Raw genomic sequence first — 13,793 nt, 5'->3', positions numbered from 1 at the left:
GATCTTTTCTCAATATTAATTGATGATTCCGTTCCCGACAATTTTCAAATCAATAGTAGGTTTTATGGTGATGGTCGGGTATTCCTTTTCCCAGTCTAACTCTTCCCAATCCTTCGGGTGAAAGGCGATTAACTCTCTTCCTATCCCCAATAAATCGGAATTTGCTTCCTGGATTTTCTGGATGACCTCTTCTGTTTCTTTCTCCAGATGCTCTTTTATTTGTTTTTCCAATTCCTTTATTTTTGCTTTATCTGCCAATTTATCCTGAGGAAACTCCACAATTGATGCACTTGTCTTCATTGTCAATTCAACCTGTATATTTCCAGGTGTCGTTGATATTAATTTTAATTTGGTCTTAGGGTCCACCAAATTATATGTAATATAGTTTTCAATATTCACCTTGTGACCACTGTCCACTTTCGTAACAACTCTTGCGACCTTCCCCTTTTGGTTCATTAATATTAGCATAAGGGTCGATTCAGGAACAGACAGTGTTCCTGACATTGCTCGCTTATGAAATAGTGCGGTTCCGTCCATAATGACTTCTTCATCTTTAATTTTAAAAAGGGGCACGAAGAAGTCTTTCCCCTCATCAAACATGGTTGTACACACAGATTGTAGATTCACTTTTGGGGCACCGGTAAATGACTCGGCCGAGGTAATGGATTCAATAAGAAATTCAGATATTAGGACATTTTTTTGTTCAATCAATCTGAGAATATCTCCTGCTTCTCCTTCTGCTACTGCTAATTTTGCAGAAATGGAACTGTTAGGGTCCCGGTAAAAAATATCAAGGAAATCGTATACATCTTTCTTTGCTAAGCTTTCACCAAGTAAAAATATTCGATTCTTAGACGGTTCAAAAGTGCCAGATATCTTCCGATCCATATGCATTCGCAATTCTCGAATCGTTCGTGCATCTGCCTCTACTTCAGTATTGGTTGGTACTCCTTCTTTAAAATCTCGTATGATGGATGTGGCATGTATATTTCCTTCAGGTGTTAAATCAAAGGCTGAGGAGAATACCAGCCTCCCGTTTTTTAACAGCCTTTGATCCCAACATCCTGACAAGGTCAAGGAACCTATGATGAATAGGATAAGAATTCTATTCTTTTTCATGACCGCTTCTCCCTTTCATGTTTTTTGAACAAAAAAGATATGCCCAGCAGCATAATAGGAATGAAAATGACAAATACATAACTCATATAAATAATTGACTTGTTGTACAATTCCATTTGTTCATTTTTCACCAATAAGGCAATGATCAGTCCAATAATGCCAAAAATGACCGGAAGAAAGGTACGTTTGATTTTCTTGACCTTCCTAATAAAGAATGAGGTTCCTTCCGTTGAAAAAAACAAATAACTCGTAAGCGAGGTGATAACGTTAACAATCCACAGGGATACAAAAACAAGGTCAATACGCTCGATGATCTTTAAATACAGAGACTTCACAAAATATAAGACTGGCTGTGGAACAATTTCGATTTCAGTGGGGCTGAAAGTCACTATACTGACGATCGTCATAAAGCAATAAATGACCGTCACGCTAATATTGGCAACTGTGACCGACTTCAAGATGGCTGTAGATCCAATCTGATTAAAGTGAGGATATAAAATGAGCAATAACTCAAAGCCAAGCATGGAAAAATATGCTTCATTGGCCCCCTTCAACCAATTTAAACCTCCTGAATGGGCAATGGGAAACAAATATCTGTAATCAACCGGATAGGTCACAAGAACCAGGATCGAGATGATAAGAAGGAATACGATAAGACTGGATACGACGACATAGATATTGCTAATCCCAATGACATCTTCTTTCGCCAAGTACATGGCTGTGGCGATTAAGAGAAACATAATGATCCATTTAGGGGTAAAAACCAACACCCACATTTTAATGATTTTCGTTGAATACATTAAAACCAGTGCGGTCACCAAGAGTCCATATAGGATGTACCCGCAATTAAGTATCGTCCCTGTCACTTTGCCAAGTAATATCTTTGAGTATTCAAAAATGGACTTAGAAGGAAAACGCCTGCCCAAAAACCATAGAAGGAAGATGACCCCCTGTACGAGTAGTCCAGCTAAAAGAACTGAGATCCAAGCATCTTGCTTTGATTTTAAATAGACATTGAACGGAAGGCCCAATATACCGACACCGATCTGTGTCTGGAGAATGAAAAATGTGAGCTGCAGTCCACCCAGTTTAGTCTGATTGTTCATTCTTTTTCCACCTTCTGGGATCCGTCGTTTTCCATTTATAAATCGCTTTTAAATCTTTCGGCCTCTCTTTCATTAACCATATAGGAACCCGTATAAATGTATCTCTCCAAGCCTTTACATCGAGGGGGGCCAACGGATATAAATAGTAGTGACCAAGAGACTTTAGCTTGGACATATGTATGAATGTAAACATCAAACCTATGACAATTCCAAAGAACCCGAATAATGCCGCTAAAACCATCAATGGAAATCCTAATATCCTCAACGAAGTACTAAGTTCATTGGATGGGATAACGAATGATGAAATCGCGGTGATGGCGACCACAATAACCATTGTATTTGAGACAAAATTCGCTTCTACAACTGCAGTCCCGATGACGAGACCTCCTACCACACCGATGGTTTGAGCTACAGGATTAGGCAACCGAATGGCGGCTTCACGTAATAATTCCAGTGTGAACTGCATAATGGCTGCTTCGATAAGTGGAGGAAAGGGCAAATACTCTAATGAGCTTTTGATAGAAAAGATAATTTCGACAGGTATGACTTCATAGTTATAAGAAATAACAGCAATATAGAATGCTGGCAGGCACAAAGTAGTAATGAAACTGACCAATCTGATCAGTCGTAGGAAAGAAGCAATAAATGGACGCGTATTGTAATCCTCTGCGGTTTGAAAAAAACTGAAGAATGAAACTGGAAAGATCAATGCTGTTGGACTCCCCTCCATGAAAAGAGCCATTCTCCCTTCCATCAGATTGGCCACCACTCTATCCGGTCTCTCGGTATTTAAAAACTGGGGAAAAGGTGAAAACGAACTATCTTCAAGAAATTCTTCGAAATATCCAGGAGATTGGATGGAATCTGCCTCAATAGAAGAAATCCTATCTTCAATGGTCTTAATAATAGCGGGATCCGTCAATGTGGAAATACTCACCAGTGCATACTTAGTTTTAGTCGTTTCTCCTACATGAGAATATTTTACTGTCACTTTTCTATTGGTGATTCTCTCTCTAATGAATTGAACATTTTCGGCGACTTTTTCACCGAACCCTTGGTGTGACCCCCTAATGACCTTTTCATTCATCGGTTCAATACGTTGTGCAGACTGATCTTTCGGTGCTAGGATCATCTGCATGCATTCTTCGTTTTCTCCCATAAGCAAGCATGAACCATCCACCAAGGCATCTAGTGCCACTTGGAGATCAACGGTCTCATTAATCGTTGCTCCATTTACAATATTACTAATGTTTCCAAAGGGATGTTCCTGCATGGGTTTGATGACATTGGTCTGTATACTCTTTACATCAACAATCGAATTGATAAAAAAAAGTTTCATTCTTCTTTCATTAAAGATCATGTCTCTAATGGTGAGATCATCTGTCAGAAATAGACCTTCTTGAATAAACGTTACCCGCTCCTCTAAGTCAAGAGGGGAAGAAACGATGACTTTTTCTTCTTCTGGCACCGGATTAATTAATTTTCGTGTTGATCTCGTCTTAAATGACCTTCCCATGTGTAACACCTTCTGACAGAGTTTATTACCATGTAGGGTGTCCACATAAAGCTATGTTATTCAAGGACTTCCGACTGGCTATTACAACGGAAGTAACATCATCGTTCGATTCATTCCTGTCCAATGATTCTATATAGAGTAAGAGTGTTTAAGTAACCTACCAATTGATCACTATAAAAAATTTTCCATTTTCCAATAAGATATTAGTAGGGTTTACCTACCTGTTTTTGTTATACTTAATCAGATAAACAAGTCGATAGAGGTGAATAGGTTGACCAAGAACAAGATGTATTCCTGGAGCTTACAAATTCTTATTATTCTAACCATCATTTATGTTTCAACTAAGATTTCCTTTCTTTTTGAACCGATCGTTGTATTTGCATCTACATTATTTTTCCCGATTATCATTTCTGGCTTTCTGTATTTTTTATTAAACCCATTAGTGAATCTTCTCGTTAAAGCAAGGTTGCCTCGTACTCTTGCGATCATCGTCTTATATGCGGCGATCATCGGGGCAATGGTATTGATCATTGGAAATATCGCACCTGTCATTACCCGTCAGGTGACGGCATTATTCAATGCGCTGCCGGAGTATGCGCGACAAACAAGGAATTTCATTGAATACTTGTCTGAAACACAGCAGTTCAAATGGATGATGAATCAGGATTATGTGTCTCTGAAGGATATCGAGAATCAGCTGGTGGATTTCGCTAATACATTACCTGATAATATCACTACCGCATTAAAGGGGTTATTGAGTGTATTGACGAGTATTACAATCCTGATCGTAACCGTACCGTTCCTGCTGTTCTTCATGTTCAAGGATGGACATAAATTTCCAAGGGCGATTTCGAAATTCCTGCCTCCTGCATACCGCGAAGAAGGAATCAATACCCTAAAGGACACGAGTGAAACACTCGCCGCATACATACAGGGACAATTAACCGTCGCTTCTTTTGTCGGCACTCTTACCTTTATCGGTTATTTAATTATCGGTTTACCATATGCCTTGGTTATGGCGCTGATCGGGGCCGTTACAAACATCATTCCGTTCATCGGACCGTTCATTGGTGCGGCACCTGCCATCATCGTTGCCTTATTTGATTCTCCTACAAAAGCGATTCTGGTGGTTGTCGTTGTCACAATCGCACAGCAAGTTGAGGGTAACCTTCTTTCTCCCCTTATTCTGGGCAAGCGGTTGGATACGCATCCAGCGACAATCATTATCTTATTACTTGTTGCAGGTAATTTAGCAGGGATACTGGGAATGATTTTAGCTGTGCCAACGTATGCCGTGTCAAAAACAATCGTATTGAATTCGGTGAAGTTCATTAAATTACGAAGATCTTCCATACAGGACTAACAAAATGGAAACAACCGGGAAAACACCCGGTTGTTTTTTTATGTATGGTTTCCCATAAAAAAATGAAGCAATCTCCTTCTTGGAAATTGCTTCATTGATAGTAATTCATTTCTTTTTGAAAAGTTTATTCGAAGCACCTTTCACTGCTTTACCTGCTGAATCAACGGTTTTACCTATAGCTTTGTTTCCGGCATTGCTGACATTTTTCACAAAGTCCGTAGACGTATCCGATACTTTCCCAACCAACCCGCCTTCTCCACTTACACTCTTAATGATTCCATTGGCCGTGTCTGCCGTTTTATTCAGAAGCTCACTAGCCTGCTTCGACGTATTCTTCACCAGATCACTTGCTGTATTGCGCTTATCTTCATTCATGATGTTTCTCCTCCTTTGAAAAGACTCATCACTATCCCTATGTGGAACGCAACCAAAGTATGCATGCTTCTAAATCATCATATCGAATTTCCTAAATACTCCGTCGGCAATTTTGTTTCTTGAACCTTTCCACCTTTACTCTCAACCCGGTAGGCAGATGCTTGTTCTCTTGAACTGACGACCCTGGCAAGTTCACCATCGATAAAATGCAGAGCTGCCCCATCATCAGCTGCATAGCCGCCTTCCAATTCTCCCCTTTGGATATAAGAGTGATACAGAGGACGACGGTTTTCTTCACCGTCATAGTGTGGGGAATGACTTCCTGCAATCAATCCCAATCCCTTAATGGGCTCTAATCCATCTCCATAGGAATCAGTAGTCCCTTCTTCAAACCAGCAAATCGATCCTGCACTCAGCCCTGCAAGAATGGTCCCCGATTCCCAAGCCTTCCTTAAGGTCTTGTCCAGTTCCCACTCTCTCCATATGGCTAGCATATTTTTCGTATTCCCCCCTCCTACATAAATGATATCTTTTTCAAGAAGGAAACCTTCAATATCCCTGGTGCTTGGCTTGAATAAAGAAAGATGAGATGGTTCACATATGAGTGTTGAAAAGGCTTTGTAAAATCGTTCAATATAACTATCAGCATCTCCACTGGCTGTAGGCAGGAAACAAACGTTAGGCTTTATTGTTCCTGCTTGTTCTAATATGTACTGATCCAGTAACAGGTTTTCCGGTTCCATCGAGAATCCGCCCCCACCCATTGCGATTATCTGTCTCAAAACCATCCCCACTTTCATTTTAATGTATCTATATTCTACCAAATGAATCAAGATAGTAGTGATATTCTATTGAATGATTCTCACTATAAAAAATTCCCCCCTATCATTTGATAGAGGGGGAAGGATGTGCTTTATTTACTTGTTTCGGACTCTGTATTTCTTTTGCCTTTCATCCCGATATCCTTTTGGAATGAAATGATCAACCCATAGGTCATGACGAGTAAGATGACACCGAGTGGAAGTGCCGTAATGATGGTAGCAGCCTGCAACCCACTGATTCCGCCTGATCCCATTAAGATTGCTGCGATGGCTGCTAAAACGATCCCCCAGCTGAATTTTACGAAAAATGGAGGATTCAAACTTCCATTTGATGTTTGCATCCCTAGCACAAAGGTGGCAGAATCTGCCGAAGTGACAAAGAATGTGATGATCAGGAACAGGGAAATGACCGATAGGACCCCACTTAACGGCATTTGATCATAAACGTAGAATAATGCTGTTTCCAGGCTTTGTCCTGCCACATCTATTCCTTTTACAAGATCAAAATACAGTCCGGTTCCCCCAAAAACGCCAAACCAAAGTGAACAAACGATAGTTGGAACGATAATGACCGCAATAATGAATTCCCGCACGGTTCTTCCTTTTGAAACCCTGGCAATAAACGTTCCTACAAACGGAGTCCAGGAGATCCACCACGCCCAGTAAAAAATCGTCCAATCCTTCACCCATTGGTTATTTTCTACATTAAATGGCGAGAAGCGTAATCCCATACTTGGAAGGTTCTGAACATAGCTTCCAAATGTGGTCAAAAACAATTCCAGGACGAATTGCGAAGGTCCCACGACGAGGAAAACCATGAATAACACAACTGCCAGTATCATATTGGCATTGCTCAAATATTTGATTCCCTTCGATAACCCTGTGGATGCAGATGTAATATAAAGTACCGTAGCAATTCCCATAATAATCAGTTGCGTCGTAAAATTAATGGGAATGTCCATAAGGTAATTGAGACCGCTGTTAATTTGCTGAGCTCCGATCCCTAATGAGATGGCTACCCCGAAGATGGTTGCAAATACGGCAATAATATCAACAACATAGCCAATCGGACCTTTCGCTTTATCACCAATGACGGGATAGAGAGTCGCGCTCATTAGTCCAGGCATACCTTTCCTGAACTTGTAATAAGCAAGTGCAAGTGCAACGACAGCATAAATAGCCCATGCATGGAATCCCCAATGAAGATACGTATATCTTAACCCTATCTTCGCCGATTCAATGGTTCCACCCTTACCGAATGGAGGTGTCCCGTAATGGGAAACAGGTTCAGATACCCCGTAGAACAGAAGACCTATACCCATGCCAGCACTAAAAAGCATCGCAAACCAAGTTAAGGTCGAATATTCCGGACGGTCCGTATCTTTTCCTAAGCGAATCTTTCCGTACTTACTCAAGGCAAAAAAGATCGCGATGATAAAAAAGAACGTAGCGGAAAATTGATAAAACCAGCCAAACTTATCAAGGAGAACTCCTTGCGTTTTCGTCATGACATCAATTAACCCTTGGGGAAATATGACTCCCCACAGGACAAAAATCACCCCTATAGAAATCGCAATCCAAAACATTGATGTGAAATTTTTCAACTAACTTCCCCCTTAATCCATTTGAGTCAATTCAATATACACAATCCAATATGTAATAAAGAAATAAAAGCATGAACTTATTGATACCCTCCAACCCAGATTTATAAACTAGTAAGTTAATGGAAATGTGTTGTTAACGTCTTGAAAACAGGTGGAGAAAAAAATTCATATTAGGAGTATTTTTTTTGGAAACCGGGGCAAATTAAAGGAGACGGAGGTGATAAAGATGACAAATAATAACAACAAAAAGCCACAACAACAAAAAAATGAAGCAGAATTCGCTCAAGAGCAAAACGCTGCTCAAAAAGCTAAAAAAGCTGCTAAACAACAAAACCAACAAAACCAACAAAACAAATAATCTAACATAGTAACCAATTTGATACTTAAAGAGAGACCAGTCAATTGACTGGTCTCTTTCCATTAGAATTACATAATGATCAATGAAAATCCCCAAAACCTATATAAAAAACCTCCCCGAATTCCTTCGGGGAGGTAAATTACTTGCAGTAAAGAACAAATCAACTTTTATGTTTCTTTTTCTTAAACGGTTTGTAGGCTACCACTACCGCAACCACCGCTGAAATTACATTTATGGAAGTCCCAATGAGATGAGAGCCTTTATAACCTGAATCGGCATACATATTCGTTATGATAAGACCGGCTATGATACTCAATAAAAGACTGACACCCAGGAATACTCCAGTAAAAACAAAAAATTTCTTAGCATTTTTCCACAAAACTTCAACACTCCAATATAACAAACCTAAAATATAAACTTAATTGGGGAAGAGAACTTCAGACAGGAAGCATCTATTCATTCTCTTTCGCCCTATTCTCTGTAGATAGATTGCTGTTAACTTCAAGCCTGCTATTGCCCATAAGGAAAACAAATACCAACGCAACACCGAGCGGTATCAATGCATAAGCAAAAGTTGTTGTAATAGAGTCTGACATCGAGTCAGTGATCTTAGAAAGAACAAAGTCCGGTATCTTCTCCCGCATTTCAGGTTCGAAGATGCTACGTGGATCCCCCTGAAAATTACCTCCGCCATCTTGCCCCTTGAAGGCACTTTCCATATTCGAGGCAAAAAGTTTGGTTTGAAGGGTACCATAAACCGTTATTCCAATGGTCATCCCAAGCGAACGAAAGAAGGCGTTCGTCGAGTTTGCAGAACCTCTAAATCTTGGATCAAGTTTATGGATCGTGGCGTTAGGAAGTAATGAGAATGAAAAACCGACTCCAAATCCGCTTATGATCATATAAAGTGTCAATAACCATCTACTCGTATCTGGTTCCATTGTCGCAAGTAACACCATTCCTGTAATGAACGAAATGATTGAAACCCACATGATATTGCGATAGCTTGTTTTGGTCATCCGTATTCCAGCCACAGCGCTTCCTGCTACTGATCCCAGCATCAAGGGGGTTAAAATTAACCCGGCATTTGTAGCCGATCCTCCGTACACAGCCTGAACAAAAATCGGAATCAATATCGTCAATATGATGAAGGCTGCACCATACAAAAAGGCCAGGGCCTGTGCGGATGCAAACAGTGGACTTTTAAACATCCAAAATGAAATGATTGGCTCAGTTACTTTTCGTTCAATCAATAAGAAGCTAATAAAAAAGAGCAGGAAAGAACTGAATAATCCGATGATTGGCCATGATGTCCATTGAAATTCTTTACCTCCAAATTCAAGGGCAAACATCAGACTCACAACCGCTATCACTAACGTAATAGCCCCTCCCCAATCAATTCTCTGATCAGATCGCTGTGGGGATTCTTTATAAGCAGTTGTAATGAAAAAGAGAGAAAGAAGTCCGATCGGAACATTGACATAAAAAACCCAATGCCAACTGAGGTTATCCGTCAAAAAGGCACCAATCAAAGGTCCAAAAACAGAGGCAGAGCCAAATACCGCTCCGAGGAGCCCGGTCATTTTCCCACGTTTCTCAGGAGGGAATAAATCAAATACAATCGTAAAAGCGATAGGAAGAAGTGCACCTCCCCCGATCCCCTGGATGGCACGGAATATACTTAGTTGAACAATATCCTGTGCAATCCCACAAAGAGCGGAACCAATCAGGAAGATCGAAAGACCGAATATGTAAAACCGCTTCCTTCCGTACATATCAGACAGTTTCCCGAAAATCGGCATCCCGGCCATGACTGCTACCATATACGCTGATGTAACCCAGACGAATTGATCGAGACCTCCCAGATCTGATACGATAGATCCCAAAGCCGTTGCAACGATGGTATTATCCATGGCCGACATAAGGATCCCTAACAATAATCCGGCAAGCGCCAATTTCATATTACTTTCTTTTGCAACCAACACGATCATCCTTCCATAATAAAACAATCTCAAAGTGTCTATTATATTATAGAACTTTCTCCCTGATTGTCCAGCCGGACTGATTATCCATTAGAACAAAAAAACAGAGCACGTCAGCCGACGTACTCTGTTTGAAATTATACGGTTGGATTACTTTTGAACGTTAGCTGCTTGTGGTCCACGAGCGCCTTCAACGATTTCAAATGTAACGTCTTGACCTTCTTCTAATGATTTGTATCCTTCACCTTGAATAGCTGAGAAGTGAACAAAAACATCGTCTTGACCTTCAACTTCGATAAATCCGAAACCTTTTTCAGCGTTAAACCATTTAACTTTACCTTGTAACATAAAACATGTACCTCCTAGTGCAGTTGCACATAAAAATATTTATATTCCTGCTCTGATTAAGATTCAAGACGAATTGTGTTTCAATCATGTATATTAACCGAACAAAAATAACTATCTTTACTATAACAGATTGTCATCCAAAACTCAAGAAACGAATGGGTCTAATTGTAAATGTGAGCCTACTCTGTCATTGCCTTTCCATTTTCTTTTACATATAACTTTTTGATCATCCGTATCTGTCCCCTATGATTGATTTCATCTTCAAAGACATGAAACCATTTAAAGAAGTTATTACCCTTTTGTCCGTACCACCAATCTGTTTCCTCATAAAGCCATGACTCGTCTAATTTAGTAAATTGCTCAATCGTCTTCCTTCTTGTGTTTTGAAGATTCTCCAAATAGTACCGGACGTCATTTCCTTTTATGACTTCTGCAGCCTTGTTTCCCAGACTTAATGCAGGTTCCAATGTCGACGCATATGCTTCAATTTCATCATTTGTCCATTCTTCAAACGTGAGAACTTGATAAATCTTCTCTACTGCATCGAAATGAGCCAACAGCATCCCGATGGAATTCGCTTCATCATGGCAACGGTAATCAAGCATTTCAACTGACATATCTTCCACCTCTTGAATAGAAGTGAATCTGGCATAATCCATCATGGAGAGAAGCAATGAAAAGTCCTTCTTCATACCATTTTTCTCTTTGATTAAGTAAATTGTTTTCATATCCATTTATACGTCCCCCTTTTGGTCTTCACTTACTATATTGGATACAAAAAGAAAATCCCCTTTATTATTAGTCTAATTCGTCTGAAAAGGTCTATTGAGGTTGATTTGAAGTCTCCTTCAAAAGATCGCGTATTTCCTTAAGGAGTTCCTCTTTCTGATCGACTTTAGTTTCTGTTTTTACTTCTTCTTTTCTCTCCAACTTTTTATATAATCGTACGATGAAGAATATAACCCATGCTATAAGAAAAAAGTCCACTACATTTTGAATGAAGACTCCATAAGTAATCACGGCGTCCCCTACCGTTACCTTCAGATCTGTAAAACTGATCCCCCCAAGTATAATTCCAAGTAGAGGCATGACGATGTCATCAACTAGTGATTTGACGATTTTGCCAAATGCGGCACCAATGATAACGGCCACCGCGAGATCTATGACATTCCCTTTTACGGCAAATTTTTTAAATTCCTTCCACATAAGCATTCTCCTTTATACCTTTCATCACAGCTGAATTCGAGCCATGTCCGACTTAGTTTACCACAATTATACAAATTTATATGGTCGTTACGTTTTCTTTCTGCTAAACTGGTCTTTCACCAGTTCATGCAGAAAAGGAGAGATGGAATGTTATACCCTATTAGAATTCGTGCAGGTGCTATCATTGTAGAAACAGGAAGAATATTATTGGCTGAGTTCCAAGACGAACGTGGTCTTCATTATAATCTTCCCGCGGGTGGCGTTGAAGAAGGAGAATCGATTAAAGAGGCTGTAGTAAGAGAAGCATTTGAAGAAACAGGCGCAAGAGTAGAGGTTGAATCGTTAGCATTTACATATGAGTATGCACCCCATCTAAACAAACATCATTATGGACCGATACATACACTTTCCATGTTTTTCTCTTGTAAGCGGACAGATCATCATTCCACACTTTCACCAAGTCAGCCGGACCCTTCACAAACCGGTATCAGATGGGTCCCAGTATCAGAACTTCATTCCATCGTGCTTTACCCTATGATACAAGACCGGATTTTGAAATATATCCAAAAAGAGGAGCAGGAAGTTTTTATAGAAGAAAATGAGCTTATAAAGAAATGATCCCGGAATAACACATTGAACTCCCCATCTTTCAACACATCAAGAAGAATCGGAGGCTTTCTTCCGTATCCCTCATTGGCCCCCTTATGTTACGATGGAAGAAACCAAACAGGAGGGTTACATATGATGTTCACAAAGATACCTAAAGAACAGAAAGATGAGATGATTGGAAGGATACAAAGTTTTTATTATGAACAAACCGGGGACGAAATCGGCGATTTGGGAGCTGAGAATTGGTTTGATTTTTTCATGAAGGAAATTGGTCCATTTCTGTACAATCAAGGAGTGATGGATTCCAAGGATGTGTTGATGGATAAAATGCTTCTTCTTGAGGACGATCTTTATGCATTAAAAAGACCGGTGAATCCCAAATGATGCATATTGCATAAAAAGGAGCAGGGGTATACCCTACTCCTTTTCGATATCATGAAGAACCTTTTCATCTATCCGGCCATTATCATTCACGATTTCAATGGTGACCGCTTCTTTATCTTTGTTCTTAATTTCCTTAATGATATTATCTATATCGTCGCTTTTCTTAATATCTACAGTTTTTTCTACCTTGATTTCTTTTGAAGCCTCTCCTTTCGATCGGCTCTTAAGCTCTTCATCCGTATAGATCAAGTCGGTACCAAGTGCATTTTTGATTGTTTTTCCCTGGAGGAAAAAACGCGCACGGAACTTGGTATCCGGTTCTAGGGCTTCATCCGTTAAAACACCGGAAAAGGTAAGTGTGTCCGCTTCTTCATTCCACGTTACACCACCCTTTACAACCATGTCTGCTGCATTCCGATTACATCCTGCTAAAAGGATGGCAAAAAATACACCTACAATCAATATTGCTTTTGATCCTTTCACTTGTTGTCCTCCTCTTATGTATGTGCACTATTATCTTACCAAAAGATCTATTATGAGTGCCAGAACATTTGCTTTTCTTACGGATAAGAGAACATTCTTCGATTTGTTTAATGTTTAATGATGAGAATATAAAAATGATAAAGTTATTAGAGGGATATGGTGAGGATAGAAATGGAGTTTATACCGTCTGCTGGTATACTAGACCCAGCAATACTTAAAAAGAATAGGCAGGTGGTTGGATCAATGGTATCCATACCATTCCCAGATTGGAATGGGGGTTTCTGTATGTCATTCTACACTTCCGAACGATCTAGTCCTGAATTGATCATACCACCAATACGTGTTGCTCCATGGCCAGTGATTATTTTTTTAAATGCTTATTACATACCGCCTTCAGGATAAACAGTTTTTCCTGGACACTTAACATTCTCCAGCATTTAGCACGAATGATCATAATTTTTTCCCCTCTCCTTATTTCATCATCTAACTGTTACTTCTCTTTACCTCCTTCTAATCATT

Annotated in this window: 15 protein-coding genes; 4 read left to right on the top strand and 11 right to left on the bottom strand. The window is 39.8% G+C overall.

Going from position 1 to position 13,793, the window contains the following annotated elements; all coding sequences use genetic code 11:
• Positions 1-15: 15 nt before the first annotated feature.
• From LCL96_RS06305 to LCL96_RS06295, 3 genes are read right to left on the bottom strand one after another with little or no spacing between them, the layout of a single operon-like run.
• Positions 16-1,119 (bottom strand): Ger(x)C family spore germination protein, encoded by a 1,104-nt coding sequence (locus tag LCL96_RS06305; RefSeq protein ID WP_224940568.1) that lies wholly within the window; start codon positions 1,117-1,119, stop codon positions 16-18.
• Positions 1,116-2,225 (bottom strand): GerAB/ArcD/ProY family transporter, encoded by a 1,110-nt coding sequence (locus LCL96_RS06300; protein ID WP_224940567.1) that lies wholly within the window; start codon positions 2,223-2,225, stop codon positions 1,116-1,118. Before LCL96_RS06300 ends, LCL96_RS06305 begins: the two co-directional genes overlap by 4 nt.
• A complete protein-coding gene (locus tag LCL96_RS06295) occupies positions 2,209-3,741 on the bottom strand; it encodes a spore germination protein (RefSeq protein ID WP_224940566.1) in 1,533 nt (510 codons plus the stop codon). Before LCL96_RS06295 ends, LCL96_RS06300 begins: the two co-directional genes overlap by 17 nt.
• Positions 3,742-4,012: 271 nt before the next feature.
• Between LCL96_RS06295 and LCL96_RS06290 the strand changes: the two genes are divergently transcribed.
• Positions 4,013-5,104, top strand: coding sequence for an AI-2E family transporter (locus LCL96_RS06290; RefSeq protein ID WP_224940565.1), 1,092 nt, complete (start codon positions 4,013-4,015; stop codon positions 5,102-5,104).
• Between the two features lie 105 nt (positions 5,105-5,209).
• Here the strand turns inward: LCL96_RS06290 and LCL96_RS06285 are convergent, their stop codons facing one another.
• The 3 genes from LCL96_RS06285 to LCL96_RS06275 all read right to left on the bottom strand — a co-directional run bounded on the left by LCL96_RS06285 (position 5,210) and on the right by LCL96_RS06275 (position 7,904).
• Positions 5,210-5,479 carry a hypothetical protein gene (locus LCL96_RS06285; protein ID WP_224940564.1) on the bottom strand — a complete coding sequence of 90 codons (270 nt, stop codon included), beginning with the start codon at positions 5,477-5,479 and terminating at the stop codon, positions 5,210-5,212.
• A 77-nt stretch (positions 5,480-5,556) separates the two neighbouring features.
• Entirely contained in the window at positions 5,557-6,261 is a 705-nt protein-coding gene (locus LCL96_RS06280) for a peptidase E (protein WP_224940563.1), read from the bottom strand.
• Positions 6,262-6,392: 131 nt separating this feature from the next.
• Positions 6,393-7,904: a BCCT family transporter gene (locus LCL96_RS06275; RefSeq protein WP_224940562.1), complete on the bottom strand. Its 1,512-nt coding sequence runs from the start codon at positions 7,902-7,904 to the stop codon at positions 6,393-6,395.
• Between the two features lie 226 nt (positions 7,905-8,130).
• Between LCL96_RS06275 and LCL96_RS23400 the strand changes: the two genes are divergently transcribed.
• Positions 8,131-8,262, top strand: a complete 132-nt coding sequence (locus LCL96_RS23400; RefSeq protein WP_263628064.1) for a hypothetical protein — start codon at positions 8,131-8,133, stop codon at positions 8,260-8,262.
• A gap of 452 nt (positions 8,263-8,714) precedes the next feature.
• On the opposite strand, the gene LCL96_RS06270 is transcribed toward LCL96_RS23400, so the two are convergent.
• From LCL96_RS06270 to mscL, 4 genes are all read right to left on the bottom strand, one after another.
• Positions 8,715-10,244: an MDR family MFS transporter gene (locus LCL96_RS06270; protein WP_318246412.1), complete on the bottom strand. Its 1,530-nt coding sequence runs from the start codon at positions 10,242-10,244 to the stop codon at positions 8,715-8,717.
• 150 nt (positions 10,245-10,394) lie between these two features.
• On the bottom strand, positions 10,395-10,592 hold the full coding sequence (gene cspD, locus LCL96_RS06265; RefSeq protein WP_032088076.1) for a cold-shock protein CspD: 198 nt from the start codon (positions 10,590-10,592) through the stop codon (positions 10,395-10,397).
• Positions 10,593-10,771: 179 nt separating this feature from the next.
• Entirely contained in the window at positions 10,772-11,326 is a 555-nt protein-coding gene (locus LCL96_RS06260; RefSeq protein ID WP_224940561.1) for a DinB family protein, read from the bottom strand.
• An 88-nt stretch (positions 11,327-11,414) separates the two neighbouring features.
• The gene (gene mscL, locus LCL96_RS06255; protein WP_224940560.1) at positions 11,415-11,798 is read right to left on the bottom strand and encodes a large conductance mechanosensitive channel protein MscL; all 384 of its coding nucleotides are present in this window, start codon (positions 11,796-11,798) and stop codon (positions 11,415-11,417) included.
• A 147-nt stretch (positions 11,799-11,945) separates the two neighbouring features.
• Between mscL and LCL96_RS06250 the strand changes: the two genes are divergently transcribed.
• A complete protein-coding gene (locus LCL96_RS06250) occupies positions 11,946-12,416 on the top strand; it encodes an NUDIX domain-containing protein (protein WP_224940559.1) in 471 nt (156 codons plus the stop codon).
• A gap of 123 nt (positions 12,417-12,539) precedes the next feature.
• On the top strand, positions 12,540-12,791 hold the full coding sequence (locus LCL96_RS06245; RefSeq protein ID WP_224940558.1) for a DUF2164 domain-containing protein: 252 nt from the start codon (positions 12,540-12,542) through the stop codon (positions 12,789-12,791).
• A gap of 33 nt (positions 12,792-12,824) precedes the next feature.
• Here LCL96_RS06245 and LCL96_RS06240 read toward each other — a convergent pair whose 3' ends face one another.
• The gene (locus LCL96_RS06240; protein ID WP_224940557.1) at positions 12,825-13,274 is read right to left on the bottom strand and encodes a hypothetical protein; all 450 of its coding nucleotides are present in this window, start codon (positions 13,272-13,274) and stop codon (positions 12,825-12,827) included.
• Positions 13,275-13,793 lie beyond the last annotated feature (519 nt).

The sequence above is a fragment of the Rossellomorea aquimaris genome (assembly GCF_020172085.1).
In the GTDB taxonomy this organism is placed as follows: Bacteria; Bacillota; Bacilli; order Bacillales; family Bacillaceae_B; genus Rossellomorea; species Rossellomorea aquimaris_E.
The sequence above is the reverse complement of the archived record's forward strand: the minus strand, read 5'-3'. Positions and strand labels throughout refer to the sequence as shown.

Bases quoted from the DNA above. Each gene is read 5' to 3' on its own strand.
- LCL96_RS06305 (WP_224940568.1), bottom strand. From the start codon at position 1,119: ATGAAAAAGAATAGAATTCTTATCCTATTCATCATAGGTTCCTTGACC.
- LCL96_RS06300 (WP_224940567.1), bottom strand. From the start codon at position 2,225: ATGAACAATCAGACTAAACTGGGTGGACTGCAGCTCACATTTTTCATT.
- LCL96_RS06295 (WP_224940566.1), bottom strand. From the start codon at position 3,741: ATGGGAAGGTCATTTAAGACGAGATCAACACGAAAATTAATTAATCCG.
- LCL96_RS06285 (WP_224940564.1), bottom strand. From the start codon at position 5,479: ATGAATGAAGATAAGCGCAATACAGCAAGTGATCTGGTGAAGAATACG.
- LCL96_RS23400 (WP_263628064.1), top strand. From the start codon at position 8,131: ATGACAAATAATAACAACAAAAAGCCACAACAACAAAAAAATGAAGCA.
- cspD (WP_032088076.1), bottom strand. From the start codon at position 10,592: ATGTTACAAGGTAAAGTTAAATGGTTTAACGCTGAAAAAGGTTTCGGA.
- LCL96_RS06260 (WP_224940561.1), bottom strand. From the start codon at position 11,326: ATGGATATGAAAACAATTTACTTAATCAAAGAGAAAAATGGTATGAAG.
- mscL (WP_224940560.1), bottom strand. From the start codon at position 11,798: ATGTGGAAGGAATTTAAAAAATTTGCCGTAAAAGGGAATGTCATAGAT.
- LCL96_RS06250 (WP_224940559.1), top strand. From the start codon at position 11,946: ATGTTATACCCTATTAGAATTCGTGCAGGTGCTATCATTGTAGAAACA.
- LCL96_RS06245 (WP_224940558.1), top strand. From the start codon at position 12,540: ATGATGTTCACAAAGATACCTAAAGAACAGAAAGATGAGATGATTGGA.